This is a genomic window from Rhodococcus sp. 852002-51564_SCH6189132-a (genome assembly GCF_001665495.1).
GTDB classification, from domain to species: Bacteria; Actinomycetota; Actinomycetes; order Mycobacteriales; family Mycobacteriaceae; genus Rhodococcus; species Rhodococcus pyridinivorans.
In genome coordinates this window covers 1-16,704 of sequence record NZ_LZMJ01000042.1, presented here as the reverse complement: position 1 = coordinate 16,704, position 16,704 = coordinate 1, and the positions used below count along the sequence as shown (strand labels likewise).

Here is a 16,704-nt window from a genome sequence, read left to right as displayed (position 1 = left end):
GGGCGGACAGGCAGGGGGCGAGGGTGGCGGGCCCGGAAGGTCGTATCGGGCGCCCGAGGCAGCGAACCGACACCAGGCGGCGGACCGGGCCGGGCACGGACCGGTCCGGGCACGGCGAATGCGCGGCAAGCTCGAGTGCCGGGAGCGCGTCGTGCGGCGCGGTTCGCACGTCGCACGAGGCGGAGGGAACAACGCGCGCCGGACGGCACGGCGCACGACGCGATGCAGTGCGTGCGACGACGGCTCGAATCTGCGGATCAGGGACGTCACTCGACGGCATCGGGATTATCAGCGCCGAACCCCAGGTCACCGCCCATATCCAAATTGCCGATAATCTACATTATGTTAACTAGAGTGGAACCGGACCTCCTCCGGACAGGTGCGGCAGGGCGTCCGAGGCGTTCGGAGATCCCTGGTTCGCCCGAATCGATGCGATGGGCCCCACCTGTCACTCGGCCTCTGGCTCGAGTCCGGCCCACCTCCGGACTGCGACCGGCCTGCCGGCGCCCGTGCCGGATCGAGCCGCCGATCCGCTCGACGCGCGTTCGGCTGCTCATGCATCGGGTGCCATGCCGCAGCGACGCGCACACTGCACCGACCCACGGTTCACCGATGCGGCGTTGCGGCAGCACCGTGTGGTCGTCTCGCGTGCGCGTTGCGCGCCGCAGATCGCGCGGACGATGCGCATGTTGGTGGCGCGGGATCATCCCGTCCCCCGGGGTGCTGCGACCACCGATCGCCCCTTCTCGCCTCTTCCACATTTGATGGATAATCACCGTTATCCATGAATCGTGTTGGCTGCCAACGAATTTCACGCACACAGAGGTGAACGGTTCCATTGTGCCCCGCGCATGTCCCCTGCACAGCCGATCCGGTCCCGATCTCCTCGAACCTCGAGGGCGAGCCCGATCTCCGCACCGCATCCCACCGACACCAGCGCATGCCTTCCACCCCACTATGTGCCTGGGTCGGCACGATTCAGGGCCCCTTCTCCCCTGTCCGCCCGTCTCGTCAGCCGTGATGACGCCGGTACGCGGCCACCGCTCCCGGATGCAGCGGGACATCGGCCGTGACGATCAGCGACTGCCGGTCGAGGAACTGACTGCCGGTGGCCTGGGCCGGCACGAGTTCGGAGGCATGGTCGACGAGCAGATCCACCAGTGCGGCGGCGGCCTCGTTCGACACCGATGCCCCGGCGAGCAGCAGGTTGCCCAACCCGATAGTGGCGACGGCGTCCGGCTGCCCGTAGGTGCCGGGCTGGATGAGCACCGGTTCGTATCGCGGACCGAATCGGGCCCGCAGCGGTTCGAGGAGCACGGACAGATCGATCAGCCGCAACGGCACGCCCAGGTTCGCGAACGACGGGGTAGGAACACCACCCGCCCACAGCACCGCGTCGATCTCGCCGTCCACCAGCGCGCGACCGGCGTCGGCCATCGACAGGTGCACCCGGGTGACGGCTCCCGGCTCGGCGAGCCCGGCGACGGCGAGGATGCGTTCGCCGGTGAATTCGGCACCCGATCCGGGAGCGCCGAGGCTGATCCGTGCGCCCCGCAACTGGGCGATCTTCCGGATCGGTGAGTCCGCACGCACGGCCAACTGCATGTAGTTCTCGTAGACCCGTCCGATCGCCGTGAACCGCGCGCCCTCGTCGTGGGCACGCACCGCGACATCGGTGAGGGTCAACGCCAGCTCCGCATTCCCCGCCGTCAGCGCGGCGAGATTGGTGACCGACCCCGGGGTGCGTTCCGGCACTATCGCGATGGGCAGGCCCGCCCGGTCGGCGGCGGCCGCGGTGAGTTCGGCGAACTCCCAGAAGAACCCACCCTCCTCCCCTGCCGCCAGGATCAGTTCCTCACGCTCTCCGGTGCGCGTGCAGCCGGCGGCGGCTCCGCCCACCGCCAGCAGCGCGACGGACCGCAGGAGATCGCGGCGGGTGATCATGATGCCTCCGCGCGGGAGTCGGCGGGCAGGGTCAGGGTGACGGCCAGTCCGTGCGGGTCGGCGGCGGCGAGGTCGAGGGTGCCGCCGCCGGTCTCGACGAGCGCGACCGCGATGGACAGCCCGAGGCCGGTGCCGGGCCCGTCGGCTCCGGACCCGCGGAAGAACCGGGAGGTGAGGGCGCCGAGCTCATTGGGTGCGACTCCGGCGCCGTCGTCCTCGACGCGGATCCGGATGGTCCCGTCGTGGTGTCGGGTGGTGATGCGGACCCCGGTGGCCGCGCGGGCGTACTTGCTCGCGTTGCTGAGCAGCACATCGAGCACCTGAGCGAGATGGTCGGCGGAGAAGCCGGCCTGCAGGCGCTGCCCGGACGGTTCGTCCACGCTGACGGTCATACCGGCCTCGGCCAGGGCCTCGGACCAGGCATCCGCGCGGTCGGCGACGACGGCGCCGACATCGCACCCGTCGTGCCCGTCCGTCTCGGTGATATCGGTAGGTGATTCGGCGGTGGCGAGGGCGAGCAGGCCGTCGAGGATGCCGCCGAGCCGGTCGACTTCGACGGCCGTGCGCCGATAGGTCTCCACGCCGGTGGCGCCGACGTGCGGTTCGAGGGAGTCGAGTCGGATGTGCAGGGCGGCGAGCGGGTTCCGGAGTTGGTGCGCGGTGTCGGCGATGAGCTGTCTCTGGGCGCGGGTGGACGTGCGGACCGCCTCGGACATGGTGTCGAAGGCCTGCGTGAGTTCCCGGACCTCCGGGGGGCCGTGATGCCGGACCGAGGTGGTGGTGTCCCCGGTCCGGGAGCGTGGATGCAGCGCCGGGACGCTGTCGGTGAGCGCCGCGACCCGCGCGGTGAGCGCGGTGAGCGGGCGGACCGTCCACCGTGACAGGGCGGTCGCGAGGATGGTGACGAGCACGAGCGCCGCCGCTGCGCCGGTGACGATGAGCAGCCACGAGGTGCGGATGTCGTGGCGGGCGGCGTCGGTGGACACGTCGACGACGACGGCTCCTTCGACCTGGGCGCCGGTACCCACCGGCACGGCGAGCAGTACCCGGTGCGGGGACCACGGGGTCAGCGGACCGCCGATGCCCTGTTTCTGGTTGCGCAGACCGGCGGTGATCGCCTCCGGCACACCGGGGTCGGTCGGGGTCAGGCCCGCGCTCGCGCGGGGTGCGCCGCGCGCGTCGACGATGAGCACGCCCTCGTCGTAGAGCCGGTGGTAGCGGGTGACCTCCTCGTCGAGCAGGGCGGTGCTGCCGGGGGCGCGCGTCTGGACGGCGAGGGTGGCGAAGTGGTGGGCGTCGGCTTCCCGGTTCGCTCCCAGGACGGCGGTGCGGCCGGCGCTGGTGGCGAGGGCGAGCGGGACGGCGAAGGCGACGACGGCGACGGTCGCGAAGACGAGCAGCACCGCCAGGACGCGTCGCTGCATGTCAGCCGCCCCACCGGTAGCCGTAGCCGCGGATGGTGGAGATGAGTCCGGGGCGGGCGAGTTTGGCGCGCAGCCCGGTCATGTGCACGTCGAGCGACCGGGAGATCGCCACATAGGCGTCGCCCCACACGGCGTCCATGAGTTGTTGGCGGCTGACCGCGGCGCCGGGGCGGGCGACGAGGACGGCGAGCAGGTCGAATTCCTTCGGGGTGAGGGTGACCGGTTCGCCGCCCACCTCGACTTCGCGGGCGTCGAGGTCGACGACGACGTCGCCGGCGCAGACGATGCGGGAGGACTCGGACAGCGCGCGGCGCCGTTGGGTGACGACGTCCACGCGGGCGAGCAGTTCGGCCAGGCGGGCCGGTTTGACGAGGTAGTCGTCGTCGCCGCCGCGCAGGCCGCGTACCACCGAGCGTTCGTCGCCGCGCGCGGTGAGGATCACGACGGGGACGTCGTTGACGGCCCGCAGTTGCCGGAGCACCTGCAGGCCGTCGGCGTCGGGCAGGCCGAGGTCGAGGATGACGACGTCGAGGTCGCGGTGTCCGAGGAGCAGGTCGGCGCCGCGCCGCATGCGGATCGGCCGGTGGCCGTGGGAGGTGAGGGCTTCGACGAGGGCGTCGCCGACGCCGTCGTCGTCCTCGACCACCGCGATCTGCACGTGGGTCCCTTTCGGTCAGTGTCGCGAGGTGGCCAGGTCGGCGTGCTCGTCGGGGGTGTCGGTGTGGGTGCTCGTGCGGTCGGTGCTCGTGCGGTCCAGGGGTGAGCCGTCGGAGGTCTCCCGCATGAAGAAGTACACGACGAGCGAGACGGCGATGCAGCCGGTCACGTAGTAGAAGAATAGCGATTCGTGGCCGGCGCGCTTGAGCGCGAGTGCGACGGTTTCGACGGTGCCGCCGAAGATCGCCAGGGTCAGCGCGTAGGGCAGGCCGACGCCGAGCGCGCGGACCTTGGTGGGGAACAGTTCGGTCTTCACGATGGCGTTGACCGAGGTGTAGCCGGTGACGACGGTCAGGCCGAGCATCATCAACCCGAACGCGATCAGCGGGTTCGTGGTGCTGCCGAGGATCGTCATCAACGGGACGGTGAGCACGGTGCCGCCGACCCCGAAGAAGATGAGCAGTTTGCGGCGGCCGATGCGGTCCGACAGGGCCCCGCCGATGGGTTGCAGGACGATGAACACCAGCAGGGCGGCGAAGTTGATCCAGGCGACGGTGTCCTTGGAGATGCCGGAGGTGTTGATCATGTATTTCTGCATGTAGGTGGTGTAGGTGTAGAACGCCACGCAGCCGCCGAGGGTCAGCGCGCACACCAGTAGGCATTCGCGGGGGTACTGCAGCAGCATCCGGATGCCGCCCTGCTCGGGCGTGCTCTCCGGCCGGTCGGTGGCGCTCTTGGCCGCGACTTCCTCGGTGAACGCTTCGGATTCGTCCATGGTGCGGCGCAGCCACATCACGGCGACGGCGGCGACGGCGCCGATGACGAACGGGATGCGCCAGCCCCACGCCTGCATGGCCTCGGCGGAGAGGGTGAGCTGCAGGACGATCTGGACGCCGAGGGCGATGAGCTGTCCGGCGACGAGGGTGACGTACTGGAAGCTCGAGTAGAACCCGCGGCGTCCGGGTGAGGCGACCTCGGCGAGATAGGTGGCGCTGGTGGCGTATTCACCACCGACGGACAGTCCCTGCATCATGCGGGCGAGGACGAGAAGAAGGGGTGCGGCGAGTCCGATGGTCGCGTAGTCCGGGGTGACGGCGATGATGAGGGAGCCGACGGCCATGACGGTGACCGACAGGGTCAGCGCCGAGCGCCGTCCGCGCCGGTCGGCGTAGCGGCCCATGATCCAGCCGCCGATCGGTCGCATGAGGAATCCCACGGCGAAGATCGCTGCGGTGGACAGCAGTTGGGCGGTGGGGTCGCCTTCGGGGAAGAATTCCTTCGCGAAGTAGACGCTGAACGCGGCGTAGACGTACCAGTCGTACCACTCGATCAGGTTGCCGACCGAGCCTTTCAACACGTTGCCGATGACTCGGCGTTCGCCCGTCGAGGTGGTGCTCACCCGGGACTCCTTTCGCTGCGTGGATCTGTGCGATCCCCACAGTGGTTCGGGTCACAGTGGTTGCGGAAGGGTCTGTGGCGGTTCCTAACACTCCCTTAGGAATGTGGTCGGGACGGGTGGGATCGGCGTGGCGCGCGGGGTGCCGCTCCCCCGCTGTGCCGGTCGGAGGTTCTACGGTGGTCGACGTGACGATCCCCGCATCGAGTTATCTGTTCCAGGCCCGGACGTTCGTGAGCGGTTCCCGTAAGTGGCGGTTCGAGGCGGCGTTGGCGACGGCGCGGGTCTGCGAGCGGTTCGAGCGGCCGTACCCGAAGTCGGTGCGGACGCTGGCGCACACCGCGTACGACATGTTGCGGATGGATGCGCCGGAGGTCGCTGCCGAGTTCGGGCCGCCGTCGTTCTGACCCCGGGCGCTCACGCGACCCGGGTGCCCGGTGTCTTCGGTGGCCGGTACTGTGCAGCACAACTCGATCACGATGTCTGCGGGGCGAGGAGGGGGCCGATGAACCCTGCGATATGGCTGACACCCGGGCAGTTGGCGGACCGTTCCGGGGTGGCGGTCTCGGCGCTGCACTACTACGAGTCGCGTGGTCTGATCACCAGTCGCCGCACCTCGGGCAATCAGCGGCGTTATCGTCGCGACACGCTGCGCAAGGTGGCGTTCATCAAGGTCGCGCAGGGTGTGGGGGTGTCCCTGGAGGAGATCAAGGATGCGTTCGATTCGTTGCCGGACAGTCGTGTGCCGACGACGGAGGACTGGGCGCGGCTGTCGCGGGCGTGGCACGACCGGCTGACCCGCCGCATCGAGGATCTCACCGCGTTGCGCGACAGTTTCACCGATTGCATCGGCTGCGGTTGTCTGAGTTTGGCGTCGTGTCCGCTCGCGAATCCCGGTGACGTGCTCGGGCAGCAGGGTCCGGGTCCGCGTCGGCTACCGGTGCACGACGACGATCCGCCGGTGGAGGCGGCGCCGCGCGCGGAGTCGTCCGGCTGAGGTCATGCGGTCAGGTGCGCGCGGCTTCGATCTGCTGCACGAACCGGGCGGTGGCGTCGGCGACGTCGCGGGGATGGGAACGCGGCGACCAGTGCCCGGCGTCGAGCGGGTGGATGCGCAGGTCGGTGACCCAGCGGGAGGTGTCCTCGTAGCCCACGGGGCGTACGGCTCGGTCGCGCAGGTTCTGGATCAGCTGGACCGGGACGTCGGTGCGCCGCTCGCGGGGTCGGGCGAGACGCGCGCGGATGTTCGCCCGGTACAGGGACAGTCCGTGCACCATGTCATCGGCGAGGGTGGGGGCGACCGGTGCGATCGCGGCGGGATCGATGCGGTCGAAGAACCCGACGAAGGCCGGCCAGTGGCGGGCGAGCGGGCCGCGCAGCACCGGATTCGGCAGACCGGGGATCTGGAAGGCGAGGGTGTAGGCGGAGGCGAGAGCCTGTTCGGCGGGGCCGAGTGGGCGTTTCTGTCGGAGACGACGGCGCATCCACAGGCCGAGATGGTCGAGGTTGGGGCCGGAGATCGAGGTGTAGGAGGCGATGCGCTCGCCGGCGTCGGGTTCGCACACCGCTTCCCAGCACAGCACCGCGCCCCAATCGTGGCCGAGCAGGTGGACCGGGTCGTTCGGGGCGAGGGCGTCGATGACGGCGTGCAGGTCGGCGGCGAGGTGCTCGAGCCGGTAGTGCGCCACCGCGCGGGGCACGGTGGAGGCGCCGGCGCCGCGGTTGTCGTAGCGCAGGATGCGGAAGTCGTCGGCGAGCAGGGGTACGACGCGGTCCCACAGGGCGTGGGTGTCGGGCCAGCCGTGGACGAGGACGAGCGTCGGGCCGTGCGGGTTGCCTTCTTCGACGACGTGGAGTCGGATAGGCCCGTTGGGGACGGTGTGGGTGGTCATGGTTGTCCTGTGGTCATGGTTGTCCGGGCGTCTCGGGGGCCGGGGGGTGGTCGCCGGTGGGGCGGGTGAAGAGCGTGCGGCGGCGCAGGCTGCTGGCGATGGCGAAGAGGGATTCGGAGACGGAGGTGGGCCGACCGTGGCGGCGCTGGACGAGATGTCCGAGGGCGGACAGCAGTCCGGCGCCGAGGGGGACGGCGAGGACGAACAGGATCCGATGTCGGAGTGGGCTGCCGCGCAGCATCGACATGGGAGGCCTCCTTCGATACCGGCCACTGTATTTGTGACCAACGGTAACACTATTTCCGGTGATGGGAACCACTCCTGATGTTTCGCGACGGTCCCGCGCGTGCATCCCTCCCGAAGGCGACAAGGGACGGGACAGCGCATGAGAGTTCTCGTGATCGGTGCCTCCGGCTACGTCGGCAGCCGGGTCGTCCCCGCCTTCCTCGCTATCGGCTGCACCGTGCGCGCCGCCGCTCGGAACCCGACGGCCTTGCGACGCTTCTGGTGGCACGACCAGGTCGAGACCGCGCGAGTGGACGTCACCGCCGCGCACACTCTCCCACCGGCGTTCGACGATGTCGACGTCGTGGTCTATCTCGTGCACGGGATGCGCTCGGCGCACTTCCGGGACCTCGACCTGGCAGCGGCCCGCACCGTCCGGCACGCGGTCGATGCCTCTCCGGTGACGCGTGTCGTCTACGTCTCCGGGTTCGTCCCCGAGTGTGCGCCGGACGCGCTGTCCGAGCATCTGCTCTCGCGCTGGGAGGTCGAGCAGGAACTGTCCCGCTCCCGCCGCACGGTGATCACGCTGCGAGCCGGGATGGTGCTCGGCTCCGGGTCGACGAGCTTCGAGGTGCTCGGCCAACTCGCGGGGCGCCTACCCGTCACCGTGGTACCGGATTGGATGGAGTCGCGGGTCGAGCCGATCGCGGTCGTCGACCTGGTCGCCGCGGTGCTCGGGGCGGCCGTCGCGGACACTCCCACGGACTCGTTCGATGTGGGCTGCGGGCAGTCGCTGCGTTATCCCGAGTTGCTCCGCCTCTACGGGCAGGTCACCGGCATGCCGCGCGCCCAGGTCACCGTCGCCGGATTGCCGGGCGCGGTGATCCGCCGGTTCGGCTCGTGGCTGACGGAGGTGCCGTCGGGAACCGTGGCGGCGTTGATGGAGAGCCTGCGGCACGACATGACGGCCCGCGATCGTCGGTGGATCGGCCGCCTGGTCCCGGCCGCTCATCGGCCGGTGGGGGTCGCGCGGGCGGTGCAACGCGCGGTGCTGCCGGTCGATACGAGTGCGCCGTACGCGCAGCGGGACCCGATGGGTGCGCTGCCCGGAGACCCGGAGTGGGCGGTCGCCGCCGCGGAGGCGCGCCGATACTCCGCCGTGGGTATCCCCCCACGCCGCCGTCCGTCGGTGTAGCTTCACGACATGCCCCGTCCGGATCCGTCGTCCCCGAACGATTCCCGCAGGCGGCACGAGGACCACGAACCGCACACCGCCGGATTGGCGAGCAAACTCAACTGGCTGCGGGCGGGTGTGCTCGGCGCGAACGACGGCATCGTCTCGACCGCGGGACTGGTCGTCGGTGTCGCGGCCGCGACGGCGAACGAGTCGGCGATCCTCACCGCCGGTGCGGCCGGGCTGGCCGCGGGGGCGGTGTCGATGGCGCTGGGCGAGTACGTGTCGGTGAGCGCCCAACGCGACACCGAGCGTGCGGCGCTGTACACGGAAGGTCGTGAGCTCGCCGCCATGCCGGAGGCCGAACTCGACGAACTCGCCGCCCTGCTCGAGGGCAAGGGATTGTCGGCGGTCACGGCGCGTGCCGCGGCGGAGGAGTTGACGGCGCGGGATCCGCTTGCCGCGCATGCCGAGGTGGAGTTGGGGATCGATCCGACCGAACTCGCGAATCCGTGGGTGGCGGCGTTGTCGTCGGCCGTGTCGTTCACCCTGGGCGCGCTGGTGCCGCTGCTGATGGTGGTGTCAGTGCCCGACACGGCGCGGATCCCGGTGACGTTCGTGGCGGTGTTGTGTGCGCTGGCGGCGACGGGATCGATCAGTGCGTGGCTCGGCCGGGCCCGGCGGGGCCGGGCGGTGATGCGGGTGGTGTTCGGTGGTGCGCTCGCGATGGTGGTGACCTACGGGGTCGGCCAGTTGTTCGACACCGTCGTGTAACGGGGCGCAAGCGCGGCGTCCCCGCTCCGCGGGCCGTGCCGGTCCGCGAGGCGGGGTGTACCGAGCGGTGCGTCAGTCGACCGGGCCGAGCGCGGGAGCGGTCACGAAGCTCAGCGCGTCGTTGCCGGCGAGATGGTTGTCGATGATGCGCTCGATGGCCTGCCGCCATTCCTCCCGCACCGTCCCGGCGTCGTCGCCGGCATCGAGTCTCTGCAGGATGTTGTGCTGCGCAACGTGATAGGCCATGGGCGTGTCGATGTCGAAGGTCGGTAATGCCATGGCCCAGCACCCTACGTCCGAACCACCTGTGGCCCAAACCTCCGGTTCCGGCCGTGCACAACGGCCGGAACCGAACCCACCCCCGATCCATACCATCGGATAATCGACTATCCGATGGTATGTTCCGGGGATGGCATCGGTTGACGTCGCGCCCGGCTGGCCCGCGGTCACCTACGAACAGCACCCGTGGGTGAGCAGCGATGCCTACGGCTCGCGGCGGGAGAAACGCCTGACCACCGGCCCCTACCGCGCCGCGGTCCCCCCGTTCATCGCCCACCGGCCCCTCCCGCTCGACGGCGAACTGCAGGCCCTCACCGAGGAAGCCGCGACGGAACTGACCCGCTTCGATGTCGAGGTCGGGCACATCACCGCCCCGTTCGCCTCCATCCTGCTGCGCACCGAGAGCGCGTCGAGTTCGGAGATCGAGAACCTCTCCAGCGGGGCGCGGCAGATCGCGCTCGCCGAACTCGGCGAACACGCCTCCCGCAACGCTCGCCTGATCGTCGGCAACGTGCGGGCGATGCGCGCGGCGCTCGAGCTGTCCGATGCGATCGACGCCGCCGCGATCCTGCGGATGCACCACGCGCTGCTCGAGTACGACGATCCGACCATCGCGGGACGGTGGCGCACCCAGCAGGTGTGGATCGGCGGGGGCAGCCTGGGCCCGCACACCGCACAGTTCGTGCCCCCGCACCACGCGCGGGTGCCCGAGCTGATCGACGACCTGGTGGCCTTCGCCCACCGGGTGGATCTGCCGGTGGTCGCGCAGATCGCGGTCGCGCACGCCCAGTTCGAGACCATCCACCCGTTCCCGGACGGCAACGGCCGGGTGGGCCGCGCGCTGATCCAGGCGATGTTGCGCGGCGGGCAGCTCACCCGCAGTGTCGCCGTGCCGGTCTCGGCGGGCCTCTTGCACAACACCGGGGAGTACTTCGATGCGCTCGGCGCCTACCGCGCCGGGGACATCGGGCCGATCGTGCACTCGATCGTCGACGCGTCGTTCGCGGCGGTCGCCAACGGCCGCACGCTCGTCGCCGATCTCGAGGCGGTACGCGAGCTGTGGCGGTCCCGGGTGACGGCGCGGCGGGATTCGGCAGTGCACCGGCTCTCGGACGTACTGCTGCGCCAGCCGGTGATCGACAACCGGTCGGCCGCCGCGGCCTTGTCGGTGACCGGCGCCAACGCGCAGATCGCCATCGATCGGCTGGTGGACGCGGGGATCCTCACGCAGATCACCGAGGGGCGCCGCAATCGCATCTGGCAGGCCAAGGATGTGGTGCGGGTGCTCGACGAGTTCGCCGCGCGCGCCAAGCGGCGCCGCGACTGACCTCCTCGGTATCGATCGCCCCGGCGACGGTCGGTTCGGGGTCGATCAGCCCGGGATGTCGCGCGGGTCGTGACCGTAGGTGTTGCGTTCGCCGATCGTCCCGTCGAGGTTGTGGACGAGGTGTTCGACCTTGCGGCGGCGCGCCTCCTCGCGGCCGGCGGCGACGGCCTCCTCGCGGGTGGGATAGGTGCCGAGCAGGTCGCTCGAGCCCTCGATGCGGTTGTGCCAGGATCCGTCCTGGTGGAACGTCTCGACATCGCCTGCGGGCATGGGGTGCTCCTCTCCACGAACGGTCGGTTGTCCATCGCGTACCCGGCGCCGGTCTCCCCGAATCCGGACGCGGTCCCTGCTGTCCCGTCGGTCCCTGCTGTCACACTGGACTCGCACATCTGTACGAGCGGATCTTCACGGGAGGGGCATCGTGGTGGGCAGCGCGACCGAGCCGGGATTGTCGGACTGGATCGGGTCGTATCTGGAGACCTTGCAGACCGCGAAACGGTCTCCGCACACCATCAAGGCCTACCGGCTCGACCTGCACGCGGTGCGCGCGCATCTCGCGGCGACTGCCGCCGTGCCGGAGGACGCGTTGACACTCGGGGACGTGACGGTACGCGGGCTGCGGTCGGCATTCGCGGCGTTCGCCGCCGAACGGCAACCGGCGTCGGTGCGCCGCGCCTGGTCGGTGTGGAACAACTTCTGCAACTTCCTCGTCTCCGAAGGGGTGTCGGAAGGCAACCCGATGGCCTCGATCGCGCAGCCCAAGAAACCACAGCACACCCCGAAAGCGTTCTCCCCCACCGCGATCAACCAACTCGTCGACACCGTCACGATGGAGGCGCAACGCCCCGCGGAGTCGGCGCGGGACTGGCCGCAACGCGATCTCGCGCTCATCGCGACCCTGCTGCTCACCGGGATCCGCTCCGACGAGTTGATCCGGCTCGATGTGGGCAGCATCCTCGGTGGCTGCCGGGCACCGGTGCTGCGGGTGCTCGGCAAGGGCGCGATCGAACGGGAGATCCCCCTCGAAGACAGCTGGACGGCGATCGTCACCGCCTATCTCGAGGAACGCTACGCCCGCTTCCCCGCCGCGCGGCGCCGCACCCGCGACCGCGACGAGTTGCCCGTGTGGGAGCGGCACGACCCGGCCGACCCGCTGTTCGTCGGCGCGGACGGCAAACGCATCACCCGCGGCACCCTGCAGTACCGGGTGCGGCGCATCTACCGCCGCGCGGGTATCGAGTCCGAACGCAAACGCGGTGCGCTCGCCCACGCGCTGCGGCACACCTTCGCGACGAGCCTGGCCGACAGCGGCGCAACGATGGTCGAGTTGCAGCAGCTGCTCGGGCACCGGTCGTTGCAGACCGTGCAGGTGTACACCTCGGCGACCAACGATGCGGTGCGGCACGCCGCCCGGCACAACCCCGTCTACGGGCTGCTCGGGTCGCTCGGCGACGGGCCGGGCTAGCTCGTCGGTTGCGCTGTGGGCGGGCGCGGCAACTGCAAGACTGGGGACAAGATCCATCCGGCAACGTGAAGGAGCATTCATGAGCGTCGAGCAGACCGAACCCCGCCGTCATCGTGTGGTCGTGATCGGATCCGGTTTCGGTGGGCTGTTCGGGACCCAGGCCCTGGCTCGTGCCGATGTGGACGTCACGCTCGTGGCGCGCACCACCCATCACTTGTTCCAGCCGTTGCTGTACCAGGTGGCCACGGGCATCCTGTCGGTCGGCGACATCGCCCCCGCGACCCGCATGGTGCTGCGCAAACAGAAGAACGCGCAGGTGCTGCTCGGGGACGTCGAGAGGATCGACCTGGAGAACCGGACGGTGACCTCCCGGTTCCTCGAGCGCTACACCACCACGCCCTTCGACAGTCTCATCGTCGCCGCCGGCGCCGGCCAGTCCTACTTCGGCAACGACCAGTTCGCCGAGTTCGCGCCGGGCATGAAGACCATCGACGACGCCCTCGAGCTGCGCGGCCGGATCCTCGGGGCGTTCGAGCAGGCCGAACTGTCCCACGATCACGACGAACGCGCCCGGTTGCTGACCTTCGTGGTGGTCGGTGCCGGTCCGACCGGGGTGGAGCTGGCCGGGCAGATCGCCGAGCTCTCACGCCGCACCCTCAAGGGCACCTTCCGCAACATCGATCCGACCGAGGCGCGGGTGGTGCTGCTCGACGGCGCCTCCGATGTGCTGCCGGTCTACGGCGGCAAACTCAGCCGCAAGGCCCGCAACACCCTCGAGCGGCTCGGGGTGGAGATCCAGCTCGGCGCGATGGTCACCGATGTCGACGCCGACGGTCTCGTCGTCAAGGAGAAGGACGGTTCGCAGCGGCGCATCGAGTCGCAGTGCAAGGTGTGGTCGGCGGGCGTGTCGGCCAGTCCGCTCGGCAAGCAGCTCGCCGAGCAGTCCGGGGCGCAGGTCGACCGGGCGGGGCGGGTGGAGGTGCTGCCGGATCTGACATTGCCGGGGCATCCGAACGTGTTCGTCATCGGCGACATGATGTCGCTGAACAAGCTGCCCGGTCTGGCGCAGGTGGCGATGCAGGGCGGCAAGTACGCGGCCCGGCAGATCATCGCCTCCCTCGACGGCGCCGACCCGACCCATCGGGAACCGTTCAAGTATTTCGACAAGGGCAGCATGGCGACCATCTCGCGGTTCAGTGCGGTCGCGAAGGTCGGCAAACTCGAGATCAGCGGGTTCCTCGGCTGGGTGGCGTGGTTGTTCATCCACCTGCTGTATCTGGTGGGGTTCTCGTCGAAGCTGTCGACGCTGTTGTCGTGGGCGCAGGCGTTCTTCTCCACCGGCCGCAACGAGATGGCCGCGACCGAGCAGCAGGTGTTCGCGCGGATCGCGCTCGAGCACATGCGCGCGGACGAACCCGACGGCGACTCGCAGAACGGCGAGAGCGCGACGAAGGGCGGGGACCGCTCCGCACAGGCGCCGGCCGGGCAGGGCCGCGGCGGGACGCAGGCTGCGGGCTGACCGTCGGCGCTCCGGCCGGGCGCGGTGTCCCGGCCGGAGCCGCCCGGCTACAGGGTCAGTGCCCGATGCGGTCCGCGTTCGTGATGTTCGCCAGGCGCACCTGTCCCTGCGCGACGAGACGGTCCTGCTCGTCGACGATCTCCACCCGCCACACCTGCTGGGTGCGGCCGCGGTGGACCGGGGTGCCGGTCGCGGTGAGGACCCCTTCGCGGGTGGCGCGGAGGAAGTCGGTGTTGTTGTTGACCCCGACGACGTTGCCCTTGTCCCCCAACCAGTTGGCGCCGGCGACGCTGGCGACGGTCTCGATCACCGCGCAGTACACCCCGCCGTGCACGATGCCGTAGGGCTGGTGCTGCGTGGGGGTGATCGTCCACCGGGCTCGCGCGAGATCGGGTCCGAGTTCGACGAACTCGAGGCCGAGGGCAGTGTTGAAGCCGGTGTCGTTGACGGCGTTGATCGCCTGCACGTCGTGCTGGGCCGGGGCGGAGGTGGACTGGTCGCTCATACGGGCTTCCCTTGTTCGTGCGTGGTCTCGACCGGCCGCCGGGACAGGTGGCCGTCGAACGATGGTAGGACATGGCGGTTTTCGGCCGGCCCACCTCCGACCGTGGCAAGCGGGGTGGTCACTGCAGGGTCACCAGCAGCGCGTAGGCGACGATCGAGTAGCCGTCGGGGATCGGCCCGAACCGGTGCACGGTCCGCGGACCCTCGTACTCGACGCCGTACCAACCCGCGTCCGCGGTCGGAATCCTCCTGGTTCGTTGGATCACCGGATGCCGTTCGGCGACCCGGGCGCGCCCGTGCGGTCGGATGCGGTACAGCATCCACAGATAGCGGTCCCACACCAGATGCCCCGTGAGCACGACGTCGCCGAGGGTGTCGAGCTGCGGTGGCAGCACGGTGGTGAAGCCGTGACCGAGATGGGCGAGCAGCTCGACCCGATCGTCGACGGTGACCTGCTCGACCCGGGCGGGCACGTGCCGCGCGAGTTCGCGGATGCAGTCGCTCGCGCCCGGTGTGATCCAGGAGGTGGTCGGTTCACACACCTGGCCGGGAGCAGGCGGGTCGGGCCACGGTTCGAGGTCTTCGATCATCCACAGGGTGGTCATCTCTCGGTGCTTCCCAGGACACGGTCGAGAAGATGCTCGACGAGGTCGAGCGGCGTCCGTGAGGTCGAGTATCCCTGCAGCATGCCCTGCGCCAGTCCCCCCGCTGCCATGACGACGAGATCGGCGCCCGCTTCCGGATCACCGGCGTCCTCGCCGGTGCGTGTCCGCCGGAGTTGGTCGGCGACGATGGTCGCCAGGGCGCGGCGCCGCGAAGGTGTCCTCGGCGGTGATGCCCCCGCCGGTGATCGCGGACCATCCGAACGCGCCGAGCACCAGGGTCTCCTCGCGTCGTTGCTCGTCGAGGGGCAGCAGTTCCGTCAGGACCGCGCGGATCGCCTCACGGGGGGGTGGCGTCGGGGCCGAGTTCGCTCCGGCGTCGTGTGAATCGGGCACCGGCGTCGTCCATGACCGAATTGCCGTGCACGCCGGGCGCGGGGTGCTCCGGACACACGACGGCGGGCCCCACATGGATGTGAGGCCCGCCGCGGGAAGGGACCGGGAGTCACTGCAGCCCTCAGGACTCCGCTGCGGTCCGGCAGTCGGAACGGATTCGATTATAGGGAAGGCTGCCCTAATCCGGCAAGGCCTCGGACGGGATATCCGGCGGCGACGAAGGCGTCGAGCAACGCCTGACCGCGGCGCGCGGCGGTACGGCGGGAGGCACCACCGAGCACGGGTAGCTGGGCGGCGCCGGTGACGACGGTGCGCCCGACGATCGCCCAGAAGCGGTTCCGGTCGAGCGGGACGAGGGACCGCAGCGCGAGATGGACGGCATCGAGAGCGGTCGCGGCGCGGTGCGCGGTCCACACCGCCATCGCCTGCTCGCACGGCAGCACCACCACGTCGCGTTCCCCGACGGCGCGGTCCTCGGGCAGCACCCGCAGGGTGTCGTCGGCGAGACCGGCCCAGTCGATGCAGCCGTCGCTGTCCTGGTGCAGCCACAGATTGTCCAGACCCGGATCCCAGACGCGGCCCTCGAGGGCGTAGGGGGCGAGGACGCGGCCGACCACGGCGTGGATGAGGGCGCCGGCGACCTGCTCGACGGCGATGCGCGGGTCCTCGGTGTCGAGCAGGGCACGGTCGTAGAGCGCCTCGATGCGCTGCTGGCGTTCACCGCCGCCGAGGAACCACCAGCGGCGGCGGGGTTCTTCGTCGATACAGGCCACCGCATACACGCGCGGGGCTCCCGCAGCGAGTGCGCGCAGCCGAGCGCGCGTGTCCTCGAACGGGCGGACGGGTGCCGCCGTGGGCGGCAGCAGCAGCGTCGTCATCCGACACCTCCTGATCGACGGTGAATCTTGATTAGGTAAGCCTAACCATTGCATCCGGGGGTGGTGTGCGCAACCCCATCCCCTACTCCCGTCGGCACATAGGATTCCGTAACCTAACTCCGAAGGCCTTCGCGTTCCCCACGATCCGCGACGACCCGAACCGCACCACCGCCTTCCCGAGGAGCAGGGGGATGGCGAGGAGCGCGAGGTCGCACAGGACGGCGGCGATCCGGCGTCCCGGGCGGGGC

At 70.2% G+C, this 16,704-nt stretch carries 19 protein-coding genes; 7 read left to right on the top strand and 12 right to left on the bottom strand.

The window, feature by feature from the left end; all coding sequences use genetic code 11:
* Nucleotides 1-1,011: 1,011 nt before the first annotated feature.
* From A5767_RS10550 to A5767_RS10535, 4 genes are read right to left on the bottom strand one after another with little or no spacing between them, the layout of a single operon-like run.
* Nucleotides 1,012-1,944 (bottom strand): TAXI family TRAP transporter solute-binding subunit, encoded by a 933-nt coding sequence (locus A5767_RS10550; RefSeq protein ID WP_039585976.1) that lies wholly within the window; start codon nt 1,942-1,944, stop codon nt 1,012-1,014.
* Nucleotides 1,941-3,368 (bottom strand): sensor histidine kinase, encoded by a 1,428-nt coding sequence (locus tag A5767_RS10545; RefSeq protein ID WP_064852258.1) that lies wholly within the window; start codon nt 3,366-3,368, stop codon nt 1,941-1,943. Before A5767_RS10545 ends, A5767_RS10550 begins: the two co-directional genes overlap by 4 nt.
* Before the next feature lies 1 nt (nt 3,369).
* The gene (locus tag A5767_RS10540; RefSeq protein ID WP_064852257.1) at nt 3,370-4,026 is read right to left on the bottom strand and encodes a response regulator transcription factor; all 657 of its coding nucleotides are present in this window, start codon (nt 4,024-4,026) and stop codon (nt 3,370-3,372) included.
* A gap of 15 nt (nt 4,027-4,041) precedes the next feature.
* The gene (locus A5767_RS10535; protein WP_006552781.1) at nt 4,042-5,424 is read right to left on the bottom strand and encodes an MFS transporter; all 1,383 of its coding nucleotides are present in this window, start codon (nt 5,422-5,424) and stop codon (nt 4,042-4,044) included.
* A gap of 185 nt (nt 5,425-5,609) precedes the next feature.
* Between A5767_RS10535 and A5767_RS10530 the strand changes: the two genes are divergently transcribed.
* Together A5767_RS10530 and soxR are read left to right on the top strand one after the other, a co-directional pair.
* The gene (locus A5767_RS10530; RefSeq protein WP_231912079.1) at nt 5,610-5,828 is read left to right on the top strand and encodes a hypothetical protein; all 219 of its coding nucleotides are present in this window, start codon (nt 5,610-5,612) and stop codon (nt 5,826-5,828) included.
* A 98-nt stretch (nt 5,829-5,926) separates the two neighbouring features.
* Nucleotides 5,927-6,418 (top strand): redox-sensitive transcriptional activator SoxR, encoded by a 492-nt coding sequence (gene soxR, locus A5767_RS10525; protein ID WP_064852256.1) that lies wholly within the window; start codon nt 5,927-5,929, stop codon nt 6,416-6,418.
* Between the two features lie 10 nt (nt 6,419-6,428).
* Here the strand turns inward: soxR and A5767_RS10520 are convergent, their stop codons facing one another.
* Both A5767_RS10520 and A5767_RS10515 read right to left on the bottom strand, forming a co-directional pair.
* Nucleotides 6,429-7,313, bottom strand: a complete 885-nt coding sequence (locus A5767_RS10520; protein WP_064852255.1) for an alpha/beta fold hydrolase — start codon at nt 7,311-7,313, stop codon at nt 6,429-6,431.
* Between the two features lie 13 nt (nt 7,314-7,326).
* Nucleotides 7,327-7,560 carry a hypothetical protein gene (locus tag A5767_RS10515; RefSeq protein WP_019289588.1) on the bottom strand — a complete coding sequence of 78 codons (234 nt, stop codon included), beginning with the start codon at nt 7,558-7,560 and terminating at the stop codon, nt 7,327-7,329.
* Between the two features lie 138 nt (nt 7,561-7,698).
* On the opposite strand from A5767_RS10515, the gene A5767_RS10510 reads away from it, so the two are divergent.
* Together A5767_RS10510 and A5767_RS10505 are read left to right on the top strand one after the other, a co-directional pair.
* Nucleotides 7,699-8,733, top strand: coding sequence for an NAD(P)H-binding protein (locus A5767_RS10510; protein WP_064852254.1), 1,035 nt, complete (start codon nt 7,699-7,701; stop codon nt 8,731-8,733).
* A gap of 9 nt (nt 8,734-8,742) precedes the next feature.
* The gene (locus A5767_RS10505) at nt 8,743-9,486 is read left to right on the top strand and encodes a VIT1/CCC1 transporter family protein (protein WP_064852253.1); all 744 of its coding nucleotides are present in this window, start codon (nt 8,743-8,745) and stop codon (nt 9,484-9,486) included.
* Nucleotides 9,487-9,558: 72 nt separating this feature from the next.
* Here the strand turns inward: A5767_RS10505 and A5767_RS10500 are convergent, their stop codons facing one another.
* On the bottom strand, nt 9,559-9,765 hold the full coding sequence (locus A5767_RS10500; RefSeq protein WP_006552774.1) for a hypothetical protein: 207 nt from the start codon (nt 9,763-9,765) through the stop codon (nt 9,559-9,561).
* A 130-nt stretch (nt 9,766-9,895) separates the two neighbouring features.
* Here A5767_RS10500 and A5767_RS10495 point away from each other — a divergent pair, with 130 nt between their 5' ends.
* Nucleotides 9,896-11,092 (top strand): Fic family protein, encoded by a 1,197-nt coding sequence (locus tag A5767_RS10495; protein ID WP_064852252.1) that lies wholly within the window; start codon nt 9,896-9,898, stop codon nt 11,090-11,092.
* Nucleotides 11,093-11,137: 45 nt separating this feature from the next.
* Here the strand turns inward: A5767_RS10495 and A5767_RS10490 are convergent, their stop codons facing one another.
* Nucleotides 11,138-11,362, bottom strand: a complete 225-nt coding sequence (locus tag A5767_RS10490) for a DUF2188 domain-containing protein (protein WP_039585957.1) — start codon at nt 11,360-11,362, stop codon at nt 11,138-11,140.
* A 154-nt stretch (nt 11,363-11,516) separates the two neighbouring features.
* Here A5767_RS10490 and A5767_RS10485 point away from each other — a divergent pair, with 154 nt between their 5' ends.
* Complete coding sequence (locus tag A5767_RS10485; protein ID WP_064852251.1) at nt 11,517-12,557, top strand: tyrosine-type recombinase/integrase; 1,041 nt, start codon at nt 11,517-11,519, stop codon at nt 12,555-12,557.
* A gap of 79 nt (nt 12,558-12,636) precedes the next feature.
* The gene (locus A5767_RS10480) at nt 12,637-14,076 is read left to right on the top strand and encodes an NAD(P)/FAD-dependent oxidoreductase (protein WP_024101090.1); all 1,440 of its coding nucleotides are present in this window, start codon (nt 12,637-12,639) and stop codon (nt 14,074-14,076) included.
* A 55-nt stretch (nt 14,077-14,131) separates the two neighbouring features.
* Here A5767_RS10480 and A5767_RS10475 read toward each other — a convergent pair whose 3' ends face one another.
* From A5767_RS10475 to A5767_RS10460, 4 genes are all read right to left on the bottom strand, one after another.
* Nucleotides 14,132-14,581 (bottom strand): PaaI family thioesterase, encoded by a 450-nt coding sequence (locus A5767_RS10475; protein WP_006552769.1) that lies wholly within the window; start codon nt 14,579-14,581, stop codon nt 14,132-14,134.
* A 118-nt stretch (nt 14,582-14,699) separates the two neighbouring features.
* The gene (locus tag A5767_RS10470; protein WP_064852250.1) at nt 14,700-15,185 is read right to left on the bottom strand and encodes a hypothetical protein; all 486 of its coding nucleotides are present in this window, start codon (nt 15,183-15,185) and stop codon (nt 14,700-14,702) included.
* Nucleotides 15,186-15,323: 138 nt separating this feature from the next.
* Entirely contained in the window at nt 15,324-15,578 is a 255-nt protein-coding gene (locus A5767_RS10465) for a hypothetical protein (protein ID WP_064852249.1), read from the bottom strand.
* A 161-nt stretch (nt 15,579-15,739) separates the two neighbouring features.
* On the bottom strand, nt 15,740-16,456 hold the full coding sequence (locus A5767_RS10460; protein WP_006552766.1) for a hypothetical protein: 717 nt from the start codon (nt 16,454-16,456) through the stop codon (nt 15,740-15,742).
* Nucleotides 16,457-16,704: the final 248 nt, after the last annotated feature.

What these genes read in the sequence shown, in the direction of transcription:
- A5767_RS10550 (WP_039585976.1), bottom strand. Translation starts at nt 1,944, where the DNA reads ATGATCACCCGCCGCGATCTCCTGCGGTCCGTCGCGCTGCTGGCGGTG.
- A5767_RS10545 (WP_064852258.1), bottom strand. Translation starts at nt 3,368, where the DNA reads ATGCAGCGACGCGTCCTGGCGGTGCTGCTCGTCTTCGCGACCGTCGCC.
- soxR (WP_064852256.1), top strand. Translation starts at nt 5,927, where the DNA reads ATGAACCCTGCGATATGGCTGACACCCGGGCAGTTGGCGGACCGTTCC.
- A5767_RS10520 (WP_064852255.1), bottom strand. Translation starts at nt 7,313, where the DNA reads ATGACCACCCACACCGTCCCCAACGGGCCTATCCGACTCCACGTCGTC.
- A5767_RS10515 (WP_019289588.1), bottom strand. Translation starts at nt 7,560, where the DNA reads ATGTCGATGCTGCGCGGCAGCCCACTCCGACATCGGATCCTGTTCGTC.
- A5767_RS10510 (WP_064852254.1), top strand. Translation starts at nt 7,699, where the DNA reads ATGAGAGTTCTCGTGATCGGTGCCTCCGGCTACGTCGGCAGCCGGGTC.
- A5767_RS10505 (WP_064852253.1), top strand. Translation starts at nt 8,743, where the DNA reads ATGCCCCGTCCGGATCCGTCGTCCCCGAACGATTCCCGCAGGCGGCAC.
- A5767_RS10500 (WP_006552774.1), bottom strand. Translation starts at nt 9,765, where the DNA reads ATGGCATTACCGACCTTCGACATCGACACGCCCATGGCCTATCACGTT.
- A5767_RS10495 (WP_064852252.1), top strand. Translation starts at nt 9,896, where the DNA reads ATGGCATCGGTTGACGTCGCGCCCGGCTGGCCCGCGGTCACCTACGAA.
- A5767_RS10490 (WP_039585957.1), bottom strand. Translation starts at nt 11,362, where the DNA reads ATGCCCGCAGGCGATGTCGAGACGTTCCACCAGGACGGATCCTGGCAC.
- A5767_RS10480 (WP_024101090.1), top strand. Translation starts at nt 12,637, where the DNA reads ATGAGCGTCGAGCAGACCGAACCCCGCCGTCATCGTGTGGTCGTGATC.
- A5767_RS10475 (WP_006552769.1), bottom strand. Translation starts at nt 14,581, where the DNA reads ATGAGCGACCAGTCCACCTCCGCCCCGGCCCAGCACGACGTGCAGGCG.
- A5767_RS10470 (WP_064852250.1), bottom strand. Translation starts at nt 15,185, where the DNA reads ATGACCACCCTGTGGATGATCGAAGACCTCGAACCGTGGCCCGACCCG.
- A5767_RS10460 (WP_006552766.1), bottom strand. Translation starts at nt 16,456, where the DNA reads ATGACGACGCTGCTGCTGCCGCCCACGGCGGCACCCGTCCGCCCGTTC.